Source organism: Hydrogenophaga sp. (assembly GCF_051858985.1).
Taxonomy (GTDB): domain Bacteria; phylum Pseudomonadota; class Gammaproteobacteria; order Burkholderiales; family Burkholderiaceae_C; genus Hydrogenophaga.
On record NZ_JBHYGM010000004.1, the window covers coordinates 52,712 to 71,781 of the forward strand.

Here is a 19,070-nt window from a genome sequence, read left to right on the forward strand (position 1 = left end):
CGCCCGCCGCTCAGTGCGGAACCCGACACAGCAGCATCACATTGGCAAAGGGTTTGCGTCCGTTCATGGGCTGGGTCTCCACCACGAAGCCCAGGCGCTCCAGTTCGGCGCGCCAGTCGGCCAGCGTGCGGCAGTACAGCGTGGGCAGGCGGTGGCCGCGCACGTAGGTCACCAGGCGGTCCACGCCGTTGCAGATGTGGTGTGGCAGGCCGGCGCTGGCGTCGCCGATGCGGGTGAGGAACACGCCGCCTGGCGGCAGCGCCTGCCGGATGCGCGCGAGCACCTCGCGCTGCCGGGCGTGGCTGAAGTAGTGAAGCGCATCCAGGATCAGCACCGCGTCGGGGCGGCCAAAGTCCACCAGGTTCATGTCGCCCTGCTCCACCGACACCACCGGATGCTGCGGGCCGAAGGCGCGCGCGGCCCGTTCCACATCCTTCTGCATCAGCTCGACGCCGCGCAGGCGGTGGGGCTGCGGTGGCGGCGCCCAGCCCGCGGGCCAGTGCCCCTGGCCGTGCAGCCGACCCGCCGCGAGCAACCACGCAAACAGGCTGCCCTGGCCGCAGCCCAGGTCGAGGTAGTGCCCTCCCTGGGGCAGCAGACCCAGGCGCAACATCTCGTGAAAGATGTTGTCGTGGCCGAGCTTGCCGCGGGCGTAGTGGTAGGCGAAGTGGCCACTGGGCCGAAAGGTCTGGCTGGCCTCGGCCACCAGGCGGTTGATGAAGGAACGGCTCATGGAAGGGAATCGGCCAGGGTGACAGGATGCAGTCTGGAATCAGCCATGTGGCGCAGCAGGCGCGGCAGCACGGCCAGGATCACCGGCTCGCCCTGCGGCGTCCGTGCGCTGTGGCCGTCGTGCATCAGCACGATGTCGCCGGCCACCAGGGGATCGGCCAGTCGCTGGTACACGCGCTCGGGATCGCCGGTGCGGGTGTCGTAGGCGCGGCGGGTCCAGGTGGCGAGCGACAGACCCAGGTCATGCAGCACGGGGTCGAGGAAGGGGTTGCGCAGGCCGGCCGTGGCGCGGAAGAAGCGCGGCGCCTGCCCGGTGATGTCCGAGAGGGTGGTCTGCGCCAGCGCAATGTCGCGCCGCATGCGGCCCGGGCCGAACAGCGAAAACGCGTTGCTGTGCGCATGGCCATGGTTCTCCACCCGGTGACCGCGCTGCACGATCTCACGGCACAAGGCCGGATGCTGCTGCGCGAGACGGCCGATGCAGAAGAAGCTGGCCTTCGCGTGGGCGGCGTCCAGCAGGTCGAGCACGCGTGGTGTGACATCCGGATCGGGGCCGTCGTCGATGGTGAGTGCGATCTCGCGCCGCTGAGCGGCCGCGTCGGGCAGGCGGACCAGGTTGGGGCCCAGCAGGCGCGAACTTGGCCACAGGCCGGCACCGGCGAGCAGCGCGTGGTTGGCCACCAGCGCGCCCACGGCCCAGGGCCAGGCGGCAGGCGTTGCCACCAGACCCAGCGCGGCCGCACCGTGCACGGCGGCGCTGGCGCGCAGAAAAGGGGAAGGTGTCCAGCGCGCGTCCATATCAGTCTCCCGGATCGTGACCGACCACGTCAGAAGTGCCTTCATCCAGAGCCACCGAGGAACCGGCTTTGCCGGGCCTCTGGTGTCGCCCCCCTTGCAGGGGGGAGGCGCCAAAGGCGACGCCGGGGGTGTCCAGGAACTTTTCCCACAGCGGCAGCCAGGCAGACCAGTCGTGCCCGCCCGGGACGACATGGCGCGCAGCCACCGGGAACCGCTCGGCTACCTGCTGGATGCGACCGGCGAAGCGGTCTTCGCTGCCGTGGCCGATGAACACCGGCAAGTCTGCTGGCGGGCGCTTGAGCCATTGCCACACGCGCAGCTCGGGGTCACGCAGGTCGGCTTCGCTGGGTTGCCAGCGGTCCGGGCCGCCGGCACGCTCGATCACATTGGTGCTGGGCCGGCTGCCCGGATAGGGGGCGAGCAGGCACAGGCCCGCCACCGCGCCGGGCCGCGCGGCCACATGGGCCATGGCCACCATGCCGCCGAGCGAGATCCCGCCCAGCCACACCCGCGCCCCTCGGGTCCGTGCGGGCTCGATCACCTCGCGCTGCAGGCGGTCCCACCGGTCCACGGCATCGAGCCCCATGCCCTCCATGTCCACGCTCAGAAAATCCAGCGGCAGGTGACGTCGTTCGATGGCGCTGGCGAAGCCCGCCTCGAAGAGGGCCTCGGGGCTCATGGCCGCGCCGGGCAGCATGACCACGAGCTGAGGTGCCGCACCGGCCGCGCCCACCGTGCGCAACGCGCTCACGGCGCAGGCTTCCTGACGGCGAATGCCGCCGAGAGCACCAGCGCCAGCACGGCACCCGGCCCCACCGTGACGCCCAGCGCATGCAGCACCGGCACCGACGACCATGCCAGCACGCCAAAGCCGATGGCGGTGGTGGTGCTGGCCACGCCAATGGACAGCAGGGTCTCGTCGTCGAGCGTTTCCCCCAGCGCCAGACGGTCGAAGAAGAGCGAATAGTTCGACCCCACGGCCACTGTGAGCAGCAGGCCCACCAAATGCAGCAGGTGCAGCCGCACGCCGCTGAAGTGCAGGCCCGCCACCACCAGCATCACCGCCATCACCAGCGGGAGCATGACCCCCAGCAGGCGCCGGGGGCTACGCAGCACGAAACCTAGCACCACGACGATGGCGGCAAAGCCCGCGAGCGAGAGCACGATCGCCTCGTTGATGTAGTCACCGTAGAGCGTGTCGAACTCGCCCTTGAGGTCGACGAAAATCGCGCCGCTTCCGGCCAGCGCAGCGCGCACTTCCTCCACCGGGATGTCGGTGTCGGGCGCCGGGCGCAGCGGCAGCAGCACGCTCCAGCCCTGCGGGCGCTGCAGCAGCAGGGCGTCCACCGCCAGGCCCAGGCCCGTGCCGTCCAGGTCCTGCCGCGTGAGGTTGGCGGACGCGCGCGCGGCACGAACGTCGTCCAGGAACGGCTGCAGGCGATCGGCCGAGATCGGCGCATCGGCCAGTGCCACGCGCAGGCGGGCATCGAGTTCTTCAGGTGTGGGCAGGCTGGCACGCCGCGCATTCTGTTTGGCCTCGCTCGGCAGGAAACGCGCCGGCGTGTCGAATCCGCCGATGCGTCCGGCCTCCACCAGCCCACGCAGCGGCGCGCCCGCGCGCTCGGCCGCCTGCAAGGCGCTCTCGCGGTCGGGCGCGGTGATCACCGCCATGTAGCGCGCGTCGGGCGCGCCCAGGTCGCCGCGCAGGCGGGCATCGAGTTCGCCTTCGGCCTGCGTCACCGTGGAGAGCGCCGAGAGGTTGGGATACCAGAGTTCGTTGCGGTTCTGCGCCAGGTAGACGCCCGCCACGAGCACGGCCACCAGCAGCGGCCAGCGGAAGATCCCCGCGCGATCCACCAGCGGGCGCAACAGACGGCCCTGGCGCGCGCCGTCGTGCAGGTGCACGCCAGGGCCGGCCAGATGGGGCAGCAGGTAGCGCGTGACCAGCGCGGCCGTGAGCACCCCCGTGATGGCGTACAGCCCCAGCTGCGCCAGGCCAGGGAAACCCGAGAAGAGCAGTGCGCCGAACCCCAGCAGGGACGTGAGCACGCCCAGGCGGATGGTGGGCCAGTACTGCTCGCGCCAGGACCCCACGCCCATGCGGCCGGACTGCACGAAGTAGTAGATGGCGTAGTCGACCGCTTCGCCAATGAGCGCGGCGCCGAACCCCACGGTGATGCCGAAGACCGTCCCGTGCACCAGCCCGACCGTGACGATGGCTGCCAGCGTGCCGCTGAGCACCGGCACCAGCGTGAGCAGCAGCAGGCGCCCACGGCGGTAGACGAAACCGAGCAGGATCGCCAGGATCACCGAACTCATGATGGACAGCCGTGTCACTTCCTCCTGAATGGTGGCGCGCGCCCGCACGGCAAACAGCCCAGGCCCGGACATCTCCATCGAGAGCGCGTCCAGGCCGGGCTGGCTCCGGACCTGTTCGAAGGCGTTGCGGATCAGGTCGACGGCCGCCGACTGGCCGTCGGTGTCCGACCCCAGCGCGTGGGTCTGCAGGAGCAGCATGGCGCGCTCGCCATCGCGCGAGGCCCACACCCCTTCCACCTCGTTCGGCTGCACGCCCGCGCCCAGGCCCGCCACGAGTTCCACCAGTTCACCGGTGGGATCGCGCGCCAGGAACGGCTTGAACAGCATGCCGGCCGAGGAGCTCAGCAGGTCGATGCTGGTGTTCACCGCGTTGCGCAGGCCTTCAACACCGAAGCGTTCGGGCGTGACCGCGTTGCTGAGCAGGTAGCGGTGCTCCAGCAGGAAATCGCGCGCGGCATCCACCGCATCGGCTTCGCCGTTCTGCACCGTGGCAAAGGCCTCGTTGCGCGCCAGTGCGGCGCGCAGCGCGCGCGAGGCGTCGGCGCGCTGCTGCGCGTCGCCACCCTGGATGGACATCATCAGGAGGCGCGACACCGCGCCTTCGCGCAACTGGTCGACCATCACCGCCTGTTCGGCGGTGGGGCGCGAGGGCAGGAAGAAGGAGACGTCGGCCGAGAAGCGGGTGTTCAGAAGCAGCACCACCCCGATCGCCATGGCCACGAGCCAGACCCCGAGGGCCTGCCAGGCGCTCCGGATCATGGCGCCTTCACCGGCTGGATGCTCATTTCAGTGCGGTCGCCGTCGGTCTGCAGGTATTCGATGCCCAGCACCTGCTCGCGCACGCCGCTGAGCGTGATGCGCTGCAGCAGCTTGCCGATGCGGGCGTCGCTGGGCACCAGCGTGAGCACCCAGGCGTCGATGTTCCCGGTGAGCGCGAGCTGGTAGCTGCGTTCGAGCGAGGCGCGGTTGCCCGAGAGCGTGCTGCGGATGCTCTCGACGAAGGCCGCCACTTCGGGCCGCTGGCCGAGCTGGATCGACATCCTGCGACGGTCGCGCTCCAGGCTGAGCGTGTCCTTGTCCAGCAGCATGGTCTCCGGCTTGGGCGTGAGCGTGCGCTTTTCCAGCCGGTCGGGCGCGGTGTAGGTCATCTCGCCGGTGGCCACCACGGGTTTGTCGAGCAGGGCCAGGTGGCGCTTTTCGATGAACGTGGCCTGCCCGCCGGGGTTGCGCGCGAGCTCGGTCATGAGCTGGTCGATGTCGAACGCCGCGTGGACCAGGGCGGTGGTGCCCAGCAGCAGCAGGGCGGTGAAGAGTCGTCGGATCATGAGCGGTCCCAGAAATCGAAGAAATTGAACCAGTTGTACGGCGCGCGGCGGCAGAACTCGCCGAGCCGGTCGGCATAGGCCTGCATGGCCGAGTTCATGGCGGCGTCCCGGGTTCCGCGTTCGGTGTGGGAAAAGTCGGCCAGGGGTTCGAAATGCAGTTCGTAACGATTGCCACCGAGGTAGATGCCGGCCATGAAGAACACAGGCCGGCGCAACATGGCCGCCATGCGCCAGGGGCCGATGGGAAAGCGCGCGGGGGCGCCCAGGAACATGCATTCTGCCGTGGAGTCGTTCGCCAGCGAGCGGTCGGCCAGCATGCCCACCAGGCTGCCGGCCTCCAGTCGGTCGCGCGCCTTGAGCATGGAGTCGGGATGGCCGAGTCCGACCACGTCGTGGCGGGCAGCGGGGTTGATGGCGTGCAGGATGGCGTTGATCTTGCGCGCGTTTTCCTCGTACATGAGCATGGCCACCGGCGCATGAGCGTGCGTGTGGCCCACGGCGCGCAGCACTTCGAAGCTGCCCAGGTGCGCACCCATCAGCAGGGCGCCGGGCTGGCGCCGCAGCGCCTCGCTCACCAGCTCGCCGCCGACGATGCGGATGTCGAACAGGTCGAAGCGGTCGTTGAGCAGGTAGACGCGGTCGTGCACGGTGCTGGCAAAGCTGAACACATGGCGGTAGCCATCGGCCCAGGTGGGTGTGCGACCGAGCGCGCGCGCCAGATAGGCGCGGCCGTTGCGGCGCGCCTTGGGCGAGAACAGCACGAAGTACAGCGCAATGCCGCGCAGCACCAGGCGGCCGATGGGACGCCCCAGGCGCAGAGAGATCCACACCATGAGCCGCAGCGCGCCCAGGTGGCTGCGCTCCTGCTCACGCATCCATTCGGGGGTGGGACCGTGGGTCATGGCGCAGGGGGCAGAAAGCTGCCGCTGGCCACGTCGCGCCCGTCGCCGATCACCCGAAAGCCGATGCCGCCGCGCGCGGTGACCTGCAGCACGAACTGCAGCACGGCGCCAGGCCCCACGGGCACGAAGAACTTGGCCTGAGCGACCTGCCAGCCCTCGGTGGAGCCCGCGCCATGCAGTTGCGCCGCGAACCGCAGCGCCTGGTCGAGCAGCACCACGCCCGGCACGATGGGTCGGGTGGGGAAGTGGCCGGGGAAGGCGGGATGGTCCACCGGCACGGTCCAGGTGAACTCAGCGCGGTCCATGGCCCACCTGTTCGGCATAGAGCACCTGAAGCGCCTGGCGCGTGAGCTTGCCCGTGCTGTTGCGCGGCAGCGCATCCACGAGCACCAGCGGTCGCGGCAGGAAGATGGCGTCCAGGCGCGGGCGCAGGCCCGCCATGATGGTGCGCGCGTCCAGCGTGGGCGCGACCACGAAGGCCACCAGGCGCGTCACGCTGGTCGCCGCTTCGCTGCCCTCGGTCTCGTCGGGCAGGAAGAAAGCGACATCGACGACGCCGGGCAAGGCGCCGAGCTGGTGGTTGAGGTAGGCGAGCGAGGTGCGTTTGCCGGCGATGTTGACGAGGTCCGCGTGGCGACCGTGCAGCAGGAAACGGCCGTCGGCGCAGGTCTCGATGAGGTCGGACAGCGGCACGCGTCCTTCGACATGCCCGCCGCTGGCGTGCGTGGTGTCCCCCTCGTGCTCCAGCCGCACCGCCTGCATCGGCTGCCAGGCCGCGCCATCGAGCGTGCGCCGGCTGGCCAGGGCGGACGATTCGGTGGAGCCGTAGATCTCGTGCACCGGCGCGCCGCAATGGTCTTCGACACGGCGCGCGAGTTCGGGGCTGAGCGGCGCGGTGGCAGACAGCACCAGGTCCAGTGGCGGCACCGGCAGGCCGGATGCCATCAGCGTGGACAGGTGGAACGGTGTGGTGACCAGCATGCGCGGCCGCGGCACGGCCTCGATCGCCTCCACGATGTCCTGCGGGTAGAACGGCTTGCCACTGGCGAACTGGCAGCCGCCGTGCAGGGCGATGAGCAAGGTGGATTCGAAGCCGTAGCTGTGCTGGATGGGCACCGTGCCCACGATGGTCTGCGGTCGCTGCAGCAAGCCGAGGGCTGCGGCCTCGGCGCGCCCGTTGCGAACCAGCTTGCCCCAGGTCTTGCGGTGCGGTTGCGGCAGGCCGGTGGAACCCGAGGTGAACAGGATGGCCACCAGGCGCTCGTCGTCGATCTGCGGCACCTCATGCACCTCGGCGCGCGCCAGGGAGGCCAGATCGGGAAACGGGCCGCCTGGCACGCCGGGCACGGCGTCGGCCTGGTCGCTGATCCAGCAGATGCCATCGTGGTCGGCCGCCAGGCGCTGCAGCGTCTCGGGCGAATGAGAAGACGGCTGCAGGCTGACCTTGCCGGCCAGCAGGCCGGCCGCAAAACCGACCGCAAAGTGGTAGCGGTCCTCGCACAGGTTGAGCAGCCACTGGCCGCCCGGCAGCGTCGCCGCGAGCGCGTGTGCGTCGGCGAGAAACTCTCGCACCCGCACCGGCCCCTGGGCGCGCCAGGCCAGCACATCGTCGAGCTGGCGGTCGCTGATGAGTGCGGAAGCGGAGGTCACCGGGGTACCTTCGCCCTGCGGGCTGCAGGGCGAGCTTGCTTGGGAACGGCCCGGCGCTGCGCTCATGCCGCGGGCGGAGGCGTGGTGGAAACCGGTGAAGCCGCCGCCGACTCGCGGCGGTACGCCTTCACGATGTCGGCCAGCCCGGGACGTTCGTGCGGCGCCAGCACGCACAGGCGCCAGATGTGCTCGACCACGAACATCAGACCGATCAGCGGGCCGGTGAGCAGGTTGGCATGCACCGACCAGATGGCCGGCGGCGCGAAGATGAAAAGCACGGTGGACACCAGCGCATTGGCAAAGAAGAAGACGGTCCAGGCCAGCGTCACGTTGCGCGTGTAGCGCACCTTGCGCGCAGAGAGCTCGTGACTGAAGATGCGCCGCGCCATGCGGGTGATGAGCGCTTCACCCGGCCCCAGCAGCGACCGGCCGAAGAACACGCCCAGCGCCACGTGGATGCCCAGGTGCTGCAGGTAATAGAGCAAGGGCACATTGCTTCGGAGCTGGGGCCACAGCCACGCCAGCAGGCCCAGGACCACGAGCACGCCGGCCACCCGGGCTGCCCACGGCGGCACGCGCCACAGCGCCATGAACAATGCCGCCACCACGGGCAGCACGGCCACGACGGCATTGAAGTCGGCGTTGCCCCAGCCGGCGCTGCCCACATGCGCCGCCACCACCCAGGCCGCCATCAGCAGCAGCGCGCCCAGGTTGCGCAGCAGCGTCATTGCGTGCGCTGGCTGGCGATGTGGGCCGCCAGTGCACGCGGCGAGGCAAAGATCTTCTCGTTGTCCTCGTTGTCCGAGCGCATCTGGAAGCCATAGCGTTTGGAAATGACGAGCGAGATCTCGAGCATGTCGATGGAGTCCAGCCCCATGCCATCGCCGTACAGCGGCCCGTCGGGATCCACGTCGGCGGCTGCGATGTCCATGTTGAGTGCTTCGATGATGAGGGCCACGACCTCAGGCCACAGGGCGTCGACGGTTTCGGGGGAGACAGGTTGGGTCATGGGAGTCAGTCAGGTTCAGAAAGGAGCGTCAACGGGGCGGCGCGCGAAACGCCAGCACGGCGTTGCTGCCGCCGAAGGCGAAGGAACTGGACAACGCGGCCTGCAAGGGCACGCCACGGCGGCCCTGCAGTACGTGATCGACGCCCTCGCAGGCCGGATCGATGCGGCCCTCGAGATGGGCGGTGGGTGGCACGGCCTGCTCACGCAGCGCCAGCGCCGTGACCACGGCCTCGATGGCGCCGGCAGCACCCAGCAGGTGGCCATGCATGGACTTCGTGGCGCTCACGGGCAACTCCCGCGCAGCATCGCCGAACACTTCCCGGATGGCCGAGATCTCGACCGGATCGCCTTCGGCCGTGGCTGTGCCATGCGCGTTGACGTAGTGGATGTCGCGGGCCGAAAGGCCACCATCGGCGAGCGCAGAGCGCATCGCACGAACCTGGCCTTCGCGCTGCGGACGGACCAGGTGACTGTGATCGCAACTGGTTCCATAGCCAGCGATTTCACCATGGATGGTGGCTCCGCGCGCCACGGCATGGTCCCACGACTCCAGCACCAGCGCTGCGGCGCCTTCGCCGAGCACCAGGCCAGCGCGGTCGGCGGCGAAGGGCCGGCAGGCAGCGGGCGCGGTGGTGGCATCGCCCGGCGAGAGGACGCGCATGGCTTCCCACGCCCGGACCACCCCGTAGGACTGGCACACATCGGAGCCGCCGGTCACCATCACGTCGGCCTCCCCGCTGCGCACGCGCCGGAACGCTTCGCCAATGGCCATGCCCGAGGACGCGCAGGCCGCGGTGTGACTGGTGCTCACGCCGCCCAGGCCCAGTTGTATGGAAATGTGTGCGTTGACCGCGTTGTTCATGCCCTGTACGACCGAAAGTGGCGACAGACGTTCGCGGCCCATCTGCCACATTTCCCGGCTGCCACGTTCGTGCGCCGCCAGGCCACCCAACGCGGTGCCCCAGATGCAGCCCCACTGGTCTCTGTCTGCGGCCAGCTCCTCCGGGGGCCTGCGCGGCAGACCGGCCTGAGCCCACGCCTGGAAAGCCGCCGCCATGCCGAGCTGGGCGAAGCGTTCCATCATGAGCGAGAGGGGCTTGCCCAGCGCGGCGATCGGGTCGAACCCGGCGCAACTCACGAACGGCGTGGACAGCGGGCGTGGCAGGTCGTCGGTATGAAGATGGCGCACCGCCGATTCGCCCTCGACCAGGCGATCGAAGAAATCGGCGGTGTCGCCACCGTAGGGGCTGATCACCCCCAGGCCGGTGATCGCGACGCGGCGGGCCTGCATGCGTCAGCCGGTCTTCGCGGTGGTCAGGAAGTCCAGTGAGGCCTGCATGTCGCCCACCGTGCTGGGCAACGGAAGATCGGACGGGATCTCGATGCCCAGCCGGTCCTCGGCCTCAAACATGAGTTCGGCCAGCATCAGCGAATCCACACCGAGATCGGCCAGCAGCGAAGCCGGCTGGACCTGCGCGGGCTCGACGCCCAGCCGGTCGGTCAGGAAAGTGCGAATCAGGTCGGCAGAGTTCATGGAAGAAGCCCGAATGTTGACCGGCAAGGTGGGGCCGGGGCGAGAGCCCTGGCGGTGGACGGAGGATGCGGGGGGAGTCCCTGGAAGCAACTGCCTTGTTGTTGTAGGCCGGGTATGTGCACTGGCCGCCCGTGCTTCGAAGGGCGACAGATTATACAAATGACCCTACACAGCGAAGTGTCTGTCGTACATTAGCGCGGCGCCCACGCCGGTCGTCTCCATCCACCCATGACAAGCCCTTCCGATCGCGCCTGGACCCGGCAACTGCTGGCCCGTTTCGTCACGCTCTGGTACCTGAAGGCCGCCGGCACCACCGCCTTCATGGTGCTGTTCTTCATGGGCTACTTCTGGGTGCTGCGCAATCCTTCGCGCGAACCCTGGCCCATGCCGACCCTGCCCATCGACGACTGGGTGCCGTTCACGCCCGGCGGATTCGCGGCCTACGTCTCGCTCTGGGTGTACGTGTCCCTGCCGTCGGCCCTGCTGCCAGACTTCCGCGAACTGCTGCGCTACGGACTGTGGACGGCGGCGCTGTGCGGCTCCTGCCTGCTGGTGTTCTGGCTGTTTCCCACGCTGGCGCCGGTGCCCGACATCGACTGGTCGCTGCACCCCCAGCTGGCGTTCATGAAGGGCATCGACGCTTCGGGCAATGCCTGCCCATCGCTGCATGTGGCCTCGGCGGTGTACACGGCCTTCTGGTTGCATCGCATCCTGTCGCAGGTGGGGGCACCGTCTTTCCTTCAGATGCTGAGCGTGGTGCAGTGCGTGGTGATCGTCTGGTCGACCATGGCGATCCGCCAGCACGTCTTCCTGGACGTGCTGGCCGGTGCGCTGGTGGGCTGGCTGTTCGCCTGGCTTTCGCTGCGGCGCGCCAGCCGCGCGGGAGGCTTCACACGCTGAACGACAGGCGCCAGTGGCGGCGGGACGCGCCCGCTTCAGCGCCGGGCAGCAGCGGCAGCAGCTCGAAGCCCAGGTCGGAGAGCACGGCGTGCGAGGCGCCGTTGTCGGCGTGCGTCCACGCATGGACTTCGCGCAGCTTCAGATGGCGTTCGGCGAATTCGATCCAGGCGCGGGCCGCTTCGCGCACCAGACCCTGGGCGCGCGCCTCGGGCAGCAGCGCATAGCCCAGCTCCACATCGGGCGAGCCTTCCCGGACCAACAGGCCACACAGGCCGACCACCTTCGGCGAAGGCGCCTTCAGTTCCATGGCGCAAAGGCCGATGCCCAGGGCGGCGTACATCGCCAGGGGGCCTTCGAGCAGGTAGCGCTTCGCGTCATCGAGCGATCGCACCGCCTTGTCGCCGATGTAGGCCAGCCAGGCGGCGTCATTGACGAGCTCGAAGATGAAAGGCGCGTCCGCCTCGGTGAGCGGCCGCAGGCGCAGGCGGGGGGTGTCCAGCGTGAGCAGCATGAGTCAGCGCGCGCCGGTGCCGGCCCAGAACTCGGGCCGTGCGTACTCGTGCTTGAGGAAATCGATCCACAGGCGCACCCGCAGCGCCAGGTGCTTGCGCTGCGGGAACAGCGCGAAGATGCCGTTGGGCGGCGCGGCAAAGTCGTCGAGCACGCTCTCCAGCCGACCCGCGGCGATGTCGCCTTCCACTTCCCAGGTGCTGCGCCAGGCAATGCCGTAACCGGCCAGGCACCATTCGCGCAGCACCTGCCCGTCGGTGCAGTCCAGCGGCCCGCCCGGGCGCAGGTGAACGATTTCCTTCTCGCCGCCGTCGACCGGCACGGCAAAGGCCCAGCCCCGGGTCTGCGACGCATCGCTGGAGAGCGTGAGGCAATCGAAACGCGCCAGATCGGCCGGCGTACCGGGGCGACCGTGCTGCTGCAGGTAGCGCGGCGTGGCCACGCACAGTCGCCGGTTGTCGGCCAGGCGCACGCTCACCAGCGAAGAATCGGGCAGATCACCGACCCGCACGGCGCAGTCGTAGGCTTCGCCGGCGACATCGACCACGCGGTCGCTGAGGTTGAGCGAGATCGTCACCTCCGGGTGCAGCTCGCGAAAACGCGGCACCAGCGGCGCCACGTGCCGCCGCCCGAAGCCCGCCGGCGCGGTGATTCGCAAGTGGCCGCTGGCCTTGACACCGCCCGCGCTCACGCTGGCTTCGGCATTCGCCATGTCCACCAGCAGGCGCTGGCAGTCTTCCAGGAAGGCGCTGCCTTCGTGGGTGAGCGTGATGCGCCGCGTGGTGCGCACCATGAGCTTGACACCCAGCCGCGCTTCCAGGGCATCAAGCCGGCGACCGATGATGGCCGGGGCCACGCCCTCGGCCCGGGCAGCGGCCGTGAGGCTGCCACGCGTGGCCACCGCCACGAAGGTTTCGAGTTGTTTGAGTTTGTCCACCGGGGCAGATTACCCCACTTTCAGGCGCGGACCCATGACGGATTCGACGGGATTAGTGACTTTTCAGTCTGCTTTCAGCACGGTGCGGCTCAATTGCGCGGCCTCTTGCGGCGTGTAGCCCAGCGAGGTCAGCAACTCGTCGCTGTGTTCGCCGAGCCTCGGCGGGCTGCGACGCACGCCCAGGCGTTCACCACCCAGCGCCAGCGGCAGCAGCACGGTCTGCGCCGTCTCACCCGCTCGCTCGCCATCGGGCAGCGTGATGGGCGCCAGGCCGCCGGTGGCGCACAGGTGCGGGTCCTCCAGCAGCTCGTGGGGTTTCGTGATGGGCGCGAACGGCAGGCCGTGGCGTTCGAAAAGTTCCGCCAGGTCGGCCGCCTTCTGGGTCGCCAGGCGCTCGCGCAACAATGGAATGAGCCAGTCTCGCGCGCGCACGCGGTGGTTGTTGCCCATCAGCCGCGCATCGGCCTTGAGGTCCTGGTAGCCGAAGGCCTCGCAGAAGATGGACCACTGCGTGTCGCTCACCACCGCCAGAAAGATCTGCTCACCCCCGTCGACCTGGAACACGTCGTAGATCCCCCAGGAGGAGATGCGGTCCGGCATGGGCGCGGCGGGCTTGCCGGTGACGGCGAACTGCATCATGTGCTGGGCCACGAGGAAGACGTTGTTCTCGAACAGCGAGCTCTGCACCTCGCAACCTTCGCCGGTTTTCTCGCGCGCGCTGAGCGCGGCCATGACGCCGATGGCGCCGAACAGGCCGCCCATGATGTCGTTCACCGAGGAGCCTGCGCGCAACGGGTCGCCGGGGCGCCCGGTCATGTAGGCCAGGCCACCCATCATCTGCACCACCTCGTCCAGCGCGGTGCGGTGGTCGTAGGGCCCGGGCAGGAAGCCCTTGTGGCTGACGTGGATGAGGCGCGGGTTGAGCTTCTTCAGGCTCTCAAAGTCCAGCCCCAGCTTCTTCATGGTGCCGGGCTTGAAGTTCTCGCTGACCACGTCGGCGGTGGCGATCAGCCGGAGCACCGCCTCCCGGCCCTCGGGTGACTGAAGGTCGAGCACCAGGCTCTTCTTGTTGCGGTTGAACAGCGGGTAGAAGCCCGCGCCCGAACCGAGCAGGCGGCGCGTGTTGTCGCCCATGGGAGGTTCGACCTTGATGATCTCGGCGCCCAGGTCCCCCAGCACCATGCCGCAGGTGGGGCCCATGACCATGTGGGTGAACTCGACGACGCGCAGACCTTCGTAAGGGAGTTGTGTCATGGGAAGAAATTCTTGGGCAGCCCGGCTTCGGGCGTCATGCCGTACACCGGTTCACCGGGCAGGCCGGCCTTGAGGGGATCGCGCGCGGCGATGAGTCTGGAGAGGTCGATGCCGGTGCGCACACCCATGGCTTCGAACATGAACACGAGGTCTTCGGTGACCACGTTGCCCGATGCGCCGGGCGCATAGGGGCAACCACCGAGGCCGCCGAGCGAGGCATCAAAGGTGCGCACGCCGACATCGAACGCCGCCAGGCAGTTGGCCAGGCCCAGGCCGCGCGTGTTGTGCATGTGGGCCGCGCCCGCCCGCTCACCGAGTTCGGCGCGCAGCCGCGTGAACAGGCGGCGCACCTGCGCCGGGTTGGCCATGCCGGTGGTGTCGGACAGACCCACTTCGTCGGCACCCGCCTGCACGCAGGCCACGGCGAGCCGGATCACATCGTCTTCAGCCACCACGCCTTGCAGCGTGCAACCGAAGGCGGTGGACAGACCCACCTCCATGGCTACGTCGGGCGCGGTGTCGTGCCGCAGCGCGTGCACTTCGCGCAGCTCGACCAGCATCTGCTCTCGCGTCTTGCGCACATTGGCCAGCGAATGGGCTTCGCTGGCGGAGACCGGCAGGGTGATCTTGTGTGCGCCGGCGGCCAGTGCGGCCTGCGCGCCGCGCCGGTTGGGCACCAGCGCCATGACGGTGACGCCCCGGTGCCGCAGCGCGTGCTGCACCACCTCCGCCACATCGGCCATCTGCGGCAGGAGCCTGGCCGGCACGAAGGAGCCGACCTCGATCTCGCGCAGGCCGGCGGCCACCAGCGCGTCGATCCAGCGCAGTTTGTCCGCCGTGGGCATGGTGGCCTGGACGGACTGCAGGCCGTCGCGCGGGCCCACTTCGCTGATGAGGACTTCGGTGGTGGAGGACATGAAATGATCGGGACGCTTGCGTTCTGTCTGACAGAACGGTATTCTTACTGTTGAAAGAATGGCAGATCGCCCTGCCGCTGTCAACCCGAGGCCTTCCCATGCCCCGCAAGGCGCAGACCCCTTCCGTTGCCGATACCCATGCCGCGACCGGCGGCACCGCCGCCGTGGACCGCGCGCTGTCCCTCCTCGGCGCGTTCCGCGCTGGCGATGCCGCGCTCTCGCTGGCCGAGCTGGCCGGGCGCACGCAGCTCTACAAGAGCACCGCGCTGCGTCTGCTGGCTTCGCTCGAACACGCGCACCTGCTGCAAAGGCTGGACGACGGGCGCTATGCCGTGGGCGGCGAAGTGGCGCGGCTGCACGGCATCTACGCGGCCTCGTTCTCGCTCGACCGCGTGGTCATGCCGGTGTTGCGGCAACTGGTCGCCGCCACCGGCGAGAGCGCGGCATATCACGTGCGCCAGGGCCAGGCGCCGAACCAGACGCGCCTGTGCCTTTACCGCGTGGACTCGCCGCACCCCGTGCGCGACCACATCCGGGCGGGCGACGTGTTGCCGCTGCACCAGGGCACGGGCGGGCGCGTGCTCTCGGCCTTCGGCGCGGGCGACGACGGCCGAAAGATCAGCCCGGCCGAGAAACGCGTGCATGCGCGCATCCGTGCCGACGGTTTCATGACCGCCGTGGGCGACCGACTGGCCGAAGTGGCGGGCATTTCGGCGCCGGTCTTCCAGGCGGATGGGTCGATTGCGGCATCGCTCACACTCACGATGCCGGCGCACCGCTTCGACGAGCGGCACGTGGGCAAGGTGCTGGCGGCCGCGCGGCAACTGAGTGGCCGGGTAGGCTGAATGCGCGGGGCACCGTCGTCGGCCCCTCACCCGGGAAGGGATTCGATCGCGCTGTTGTCTTTCAGGCCGATGCCCGTCAGCCCGCGGCGCAGCGCCTGACGGACCAGCCAGGCCAGGCGTGGTCCCGCGGCATCCGGCGCCAGGCCTTCGGGTCGGATGTTGCTCACGCAATTGCGGTCGGCATCGGTGCGCCCGGGACCGGGCCCGTGGGTGAGATAGGCACCCAGGCTGTCGGCCGCGCTCAGGCCGGGGCGCTCGCCGATCAGGATCAACGCCAGCCGCGCCTGCAGGGCCGCCCCCACGTCGTCGGCCAGTGCCACGCGCGCCTGCGTGGCCACCACGAGCGGGGCGCAAGCCAGCGGCGCCGCACCGGGCGACGCGGCGAGCGCGCGGTGCAGGGACGCCAGCACCGCGAGCGCATGCGACTGCACGGCCAGCGCAGAGAGGCCGTCGCCCAGCACCACCGCCAGGTCCACCGGGCCGCTGGAGACGTCGCGCAGATGCTGCCGGTCTTCAGCGCGCAAGCGGCGGCCCAGGTCGGGCCGGCGCAGGTAGTCCACCCGCGTGGGGGCTTCGCTGGCCACAAGGATCGGCGGCCAGCCTGCCTGCGCGGCGGCTTGCGCCAGAGCCTCTGCGTCCAGGGGCACGTGCACCGCGTCGCGCGCCCGCGCATGGGCCGCGGAGAACCGCAGCAGTTCCGCCGTGGGCAGGCTGTTGCCGGCGCGGCCCAGCGCGATGCGGGCGGGCGTGTGGCGGCGCAGTTCGCTCCACGGGTCCTGTACCACCGGCTCGTTCATGGCGCCCCCAGCAAGGGACTGAAGCCCCGCGCCAGCGCGCTCGCCACCGGCGCCGGGCAGAGACGACCTTGTGCGTCGGTGATGCCTTGCGCCTGCAGCCAGGCCTCGAACTCGGGTGCGCGGCGTTTGCCCAGCAGTTCGCGCACGAAGAGCGCGTCGTGGAACGAGGTGCTCTGGTAGTTGAGCATCACGTCGTCGGCGCCGGGCACGCCCATCATGAAATTCAGGCCCGCGCTGGCCAGCAGCACGAGCAGGTTGTCCATGTCGTCCTGGTCGGCTTCCGCGTGGTTGGTGTAGCAGATGTCGCAGCCCATGGGCAGTCCCAGCAGCTTGCCGCAGAAGTGGTCTTCCAGTCCGGCGCGGATGATCTGCTTGCCGTCGTAGAGGTACTCCGGCCCGATGAAGCCGACCACGGTGTTCACCAACAGGGGCTGGTAACGCCGCGCCACGGCGTACGCGCGGGCTTCGATGGTCTGCTGGTCCACACCGCGGTGCGCGCCGGCCGACAGCGCACTGCCCTGACCGGTCTCGAAGTACATGAGGTTCTGTCCGACCGTGCCGCGCCGCAGGGCCTGCGCGGCGGCGTGCGCCTCGTCGAGCAGGGCCAGATGAACGCCGAAGCTGCGGTTGGTGGCCTCGGTGCCGCCAATGCTCTGGAACACCAGGTCCACCGGCGCGCCCTGTTCGATGGCCTGGAGCGTGTTGGTGACGTGCGTGAGCACGCAGCATTGCGTGGGCAGGCCGTGGCGCTGCACGAGCTCGTCGAACAGGTGCAGCAGGCGCACCAGCTCGGGCACGCTGTCGCTCACCGGGTTCACGCCGATGCAGGCATCGCCTGCGCCGTACATGAGCCCGTCGAGCATGCTGGCGAGGATGCCCGCCGGGCTGTCGGCCGGGTGGTTGGGCTGCAGGCGCACCGCGAGGTGGCCCGGCAGGCCCAGCGTGTTGCGAAAGCGCGTGACCACGTGGCAGCGGCTGGCCACCAGGATCAGGTCCTGGTTGCGCATGAGCTTGCTCACCGCGGCCACCATTTCGGGCGTGAGGCCGCTGGCGAGTGCCTGCAAGGTGGTGGTGTCCGCCGCATCGGACAGCAGCCAGTCGCGAAAGCCGCCCACGGTGAGATGGGCGACCGGTGCGAACGCGGCGGCATCGTGGCCGTCGATGATCAGTCGCGTGATCTCGTCGTCTTCGTAGGGCACCACGGCGTCGTGCAGGAACTGCTTCAAGGGCAGGTCGGCCAGCACCTCGCGCGCGGCCACGCGCTGCTGCGCGCTCTGCGCGGCCAGGCCGGCCAACTCGTCGCCCGAGCGCGGTGGCGAAGCGCAGGCCAGCAGCGCGCGCAGGTCGGCAAAGTGGTGCCGCTCCAGGCCGGCCTGCGCCTGCATCAGAACACCAACGCCGGACCGAAGGCCTCGACGTAGCTCAGGTGGGTGCACAGCCCCAGCTGGGGCGACCAGCGGTGCAGCGAGATCTTGGGCGGTTCAAGTTGCGCACGCAGCGGCGCGCCGGGCCGAAGGTCGAGCGTGATCTGGTGCGCCACCGAAGGCGCCACGTGCAGCGGCGCGCCGCCGAACTGCATCTGCACCGGGCGGTGCAGGTGACCGCACAGCACGCCTTGCACCCCGCCGTGCCGGCGGACCAGCGCGGCCAGCGCGTCGCCACCGGTCATGAGGCTGCAGGCGTCCATGGCCTCGATGCCGGTGGGCAGCGGTGGGTGGTGCATGAAGATCAGCACCGGCTCGTCCCGGCACGCATCCAGCGTGCGCGACAGCCAGGCGAGCTGTGGTGGCTCCAGGGCGCCGTGCGACTGCCGGGGCACCACGGTGTCCAGCGCCACCAGGTGCAGGCCGCCTTGGACGCGGTGGTAGCAGCAGGCATCGGGCGGCGCATCGGGCGCCACGGGCATGCATCGGTGCAGGCCGGCGCGCGCCACGCCGGGGTCGTCGTGGTTGCCCGGCACGGCGTACACCGGCATCGGCAGCGGGGCCAGGGCATCCGCCACCCGCGTGTATTCGGCAGCGCTGCCATGTTCGGTGAGGTCGCCCGTGAGCAACACCAGATCGGGCGCCGGCTCCATGGCCGCCACGTGGGCCACCGCCTGGCGCAACGCGTGTTCGGTGTCCATGCGCCCGCCCAGGAAGGCAGGCCCGGTGCCGACGTGCGGGTCGGACAATTGGGCGATCAGCAGGGACGCGCTCATGGGCTGGAGTCTACGATCCCGAAGCCCGCTGTGAGCGCCTGACGATCACGTCCGCAGGCGCGCGGGACGTAAACTTCCGTCCATGTCACTCCAGATCACCGTCTATTCCAAGTCCGCCTGCCCGCAATGCGAGTCGGCCAAGATGCTGCTCAAGTCCCGGTCGCTCGATTTCAAGGAGATCAAGATCGACGACGAGGCCGAGCGCATGACCTTCTACGAAAAGTGCGGTCCTTCCGTGCGCCAGATGCCGCAGATTTTCATCAACGACCAGCGCGTCGGCGGCCTGGCGGGGCTGCAGGCAGCGCTGGCGCAGCTCGGCCGCTGAAGCACTCGCGCGCGCCGGGCGCGCATTACCTCCATCAAGGTCACAGATAAATCGCAGGAAACCGATTTAATAGCGGCCCGGGTGTGGAATACAGTGCATGCTTCGATGTTCTTCCG

The 19,070-nt window shown here is 69.6% G+C and carries 22 protein-coding genes; 3 read left to right on the top strand and 19 right to left on the bottom strand.

Annotated elements, in window-relative coordinates; translation table 11 throughout:
* Positions 1-10: 10 nt before the first annotated feature.
* The 12 genes from ACTIEY_RS17215 to ACTIEY_RS17270 form a co-directional block, all read right to left on the bottom strand.
* Entirely contained in the window at positions 11-733 is a 723-nt protein-coding gene (locus ACTIEY_RS17215; RefSeq protein ID WP_439520367.1) for a methyltransferase domain-containing protein, read from the bottom strand.
* Positions 730-1,530 carry a polysaccharide deacetylase family protein gene (locus ACTIEY_RS17220; protein ID WP_439520368.1) on the bottom strand — a complete coding sequence of 267 codons (801 nt, stop codon included), beginning with the start codon at positions 1,528-1,530 and terminating at the stop codon, positions 730-732. Before ACTIEY_RS17220 ends, ACTIEY_RS17215 begins: the two co-directional genes overlap by 4 nt.
* A 1-nt stretch (position 1,531) precedes the next feature.
* Positions 1,532-2,281, bottom strand: a complete 750-nt coding sequence (locus ACTIEY_RS17225; RefSeq protein WP_439520369.1) for an alpha/beta hydrolase — start codon at positions 2,279-2,281, stop codon at positions 1,532-1,534.
* Complete coding sequence (locus ACTIEY_RS17230; RefSeq protein WP_439520370.1) at positions 2,278-4,608, bottom strand: MMPL family transporter; 2,331 nt, start codon at positions 4,606-4,608, stop codon at positions 2,278-2,280. Before ACTIEY_RS17230 ends, ACTIEY_RS17225 begins: the two co-directional genes overlap by 4 nt.
* Entirely contained in the window at positions 4,605-5,174 is a 570-nt protein-coding gene (locus ACTIEY_RS17235; protein WP_439520371.1) for a LolA-related protein, read from the bottom strand. The genes ACTIEY_RS17230 and ACTIEY_RS17235 overlap by 4 nt, the downstream gene beginning before the upstream one ends.
* Positions 5,171-6,076 (bottom strand): LpxL/LpxP family acyltransferase, encoded by a 906-nt coding sequence (locus tag ACTIEY_RS17240; RefSeq protein WP_439520372.1) that lies wholly within the window; start codon positions 6,074-6,076, stop codon positions 5,171-5,173. Before ACTIEY_RS17240 ends, ACTIEY_RS17235 begins: the two co-directional genes overlap by 4 nt.
* Positions 6,073-6,381 (bottom strand): 3-hydroxyacyl-ACP dehydratase FabZ family protein, encoded by a 309-nt coding sequence (locus ACTIEY_RS17245; protein WP_439520373.1) that lies wholly within the window; start codon positions 6,379-6,381, stop codon positions 6,073-6,075. The genes ACTIEY_RS17240 and ACTIEY_RS17245 overlap by 4 nt, the downstream gene beginning before the upstream one ends.
* On the bottom strand, positions 6,368-7,726 hold the full coding sequence (locus tag ACTIEY_RS17250) for an AMP-binding protein (protein ID WP_439520374.1): 1,359 nt from the start codon (positions 7,724-7,726) through the stop codon (positions 6,368-6,370). Before ACTIEY_RS17250 ends, ACTIEY_RS17245 begins: the two co-directional genes overlap by 14 nt.
* A gap of 62 nt (positions 7,727-7,788) precedes the next feature.
* Positions 7,789-8,454 (bottom strand): hypothetical protein, encoded by a 666-nt coding sequence (locus ACTIEY_RS17255; RefSeq protein WP_439520375.1) that lies wholly within the window; start codon positions 8,452-8,454, stop codon positions 7,789-7,791.
* Positions 8,451-8,735: a phosphopantetheine-binding protein gene (locus ACTIEY_RS17260; protein ID WP_439520376.1), complete on the bottom strand. Its 285-nt coding sequence runs from the start codon at positions 8,733-8,735 to the stop codon at positions 8,451-8,453. Before ACTIEY_RS17260 ends, ACTIEY_RS17255 begins: the two co-directional genes overlap by 4 nt.
* A 28-nt stretch (positions 8,736-8,763) precedes the next feature.
* A complete protein-coding gene (locus tag ACTIEY_RS17265) occupies positions 8,764-10,026 on the bottom strand; it encodes a beta-ketoacyl-[acyl-carrier-protein] synthase family protein (RefSeq protein WP_439520377.1) in 1,263 nt (420 codons plus the stop codon).
* A gap of 3 nt (positions 10,027-10,029) precedes the next feature.
* Entirely contained in the window at positions 10,030-10,269 is a 240-nt protein-coding gene (locus ACTIEY_RS17270; protein ID WP_439520378.1) for a phosphopantetheine-binding protein, read from the bottom strand.
* A gap of 228 nt (positions 10,270-10,497) precedes the next feature.
* Between ACTIEY_RS17270 and ACTIEY_RS17275 the strand changes: the two genes are divergently transcribed.
* A complete protein-coding gene (locus ACTIEY_RS17275) occupies positions 10,498-11,169 on the top strand; it encodes a phosphatase PAP2 family protein (RefSeq protein ID WP_439520379.1) in 672 nt (223 codons plus the stop codon).
* Here the strand turns inward: ACTIEY_RS17275 and ACTIEY_RS17280 are convergent.
* The 4 genes from ACTIEY_RS17280 to ACTIEY_RS17295 form a co-directional block, all read right to left on the bottom strand.
* A complete protein-coding gene (locus tag ACTIEY_RS17280) occupies positions 11,159-11,680 on the bottom strand; it encodes a GNAT family N-acetyltransferase (protein WP_439520380.1) in 522 nt (173 codons plus the stop codon). The genes ACTIEY_RS17275 and ACTIEY_RS17280 overlap by 11 nt on opposite strands.
* Before the next feature lie 3 nt (positions 11,681-11,683).
* Complete coding sequence (locus ACTIEY_RS17285) at positions 11,684-12,616, bottom strand: LysR family transcriptional regulator (RefSeq protein ID WP_439520381.1); 933 nt, start codon at positions 12,614-12,616, stop codon at positions 11,684-11,686.
* Positions 12,617-12,679: 63 nt separating this feature from the next.
* Entirely contained in the window at positions 12,680-13,870 is a 1,191-nt protein-coding gene (locus ACTIEY_RS17290) for a CaiB/BaiF CoA transferase family protein (RefSeq protein WP_439520382.1), read from the bottom strand.
* Positions 13,867-14,787: a hydroxymethylglutaryl-CoA lyase gene (locus tag ACTIEY_RS17295; protein WP_439520383.1), complete on the bottom strand. Its 921-nt coding sequence runs from the start codon at positions 14,785-14,787 to the stop codon at positions 13,867-13,869. The genes ACTIEY_RS17290 and ACTIEY_RS17295 overlap by 4 nt, the downstream gene beginning before the upstream one ends.
* A 98-nt stretch (positions 14,788-14,885) precedes the next feature.
* On the opposite strand from ACTIEY_RS17295, the gene ACTIEY_RS17300 reads away from it, so the two are divergent.
* Positions 14,886-15,632, top strand: coding sequence for an IclR family transcriptional regulator (locus ACTIEY_RS17300; protein WP_439520384.1), 747 nt, complete (start codon positions 14,886-14,888; stop codon positions 15,630-15,632).
* Between the two features lie 26 nt (positions 15,633-15,658).
* On the opposite strand, the gene eutC is transcribed toward ACTIEY_RS17300, so the two are convergent.
* Genes eutC through ACTIEY_RS17315 form a run of 3 tightly spaced genes read right to left on the bottom strand, consistent with a single transcriptional unit; the run spans position 15,659 to position 18,629 of the window.
* The gene (gene eutC, locus ACTIEY_RS17305; RefSeq protein ID WP_439520385.1) at positions 15,659-16,429 is read right to left on the bottom strand and encodes an ethanolamine ammonia-lyase subunit EutC; all 771 of its coding nucleotides are present in this window, start codon (positions 16,427-16,429) and stop codon (positions 15,659-15,661) included.
* Positions 16,426-17,814, bottom strand: coding sequence for an ethanolamine ammonia-lyase subunit EutB (locus ACTIEY_RS17310; RefSeq protein WP_439520386.1), 1,389 nt, complete (start codon positions 17,812-17,814; stop codon positions 16,426-16,428). The genes eutC and ACTIEY_RS17310 overlap by 4 nt, the downstream gene beginning before the upstream one ends.
* Positions 17,814-18,629, bottom strand: coding sequence for a phosphodiesterase (locus tag ACTIEY_RS17315; protein ID WP_439520387.1), 816 nt, complete (start codon positions 18,627-18,629; stop codon positions 17,814-17,816). The genes ACTIEY_RS17310 and ACTIEY_RS17315 overlap by 1 nt, the downstream gene beginning before the upstream one ends.
* An 82-nt stretch (positions 18,630-18,711) precedes the next feature.
* Here ACTIEY_RS17315 and ACTIEY_RS17320 point away from each other — a divergent pair, with 82 nt between their 5' ends.
* Positions 18,712-18,954 (top strand): glutaredoxin family protein, encoded by a 243-nt coding sequence (locus ACTIEY_RS17320; protein WP_439520388.1) that lies wholly within the window; start codon positions 18,712-18,714, stop codon positions 18,952-18,954.
* The last annotated feature ends 116 nt before the right edge of the window (positions 18,955-19,070 follow it).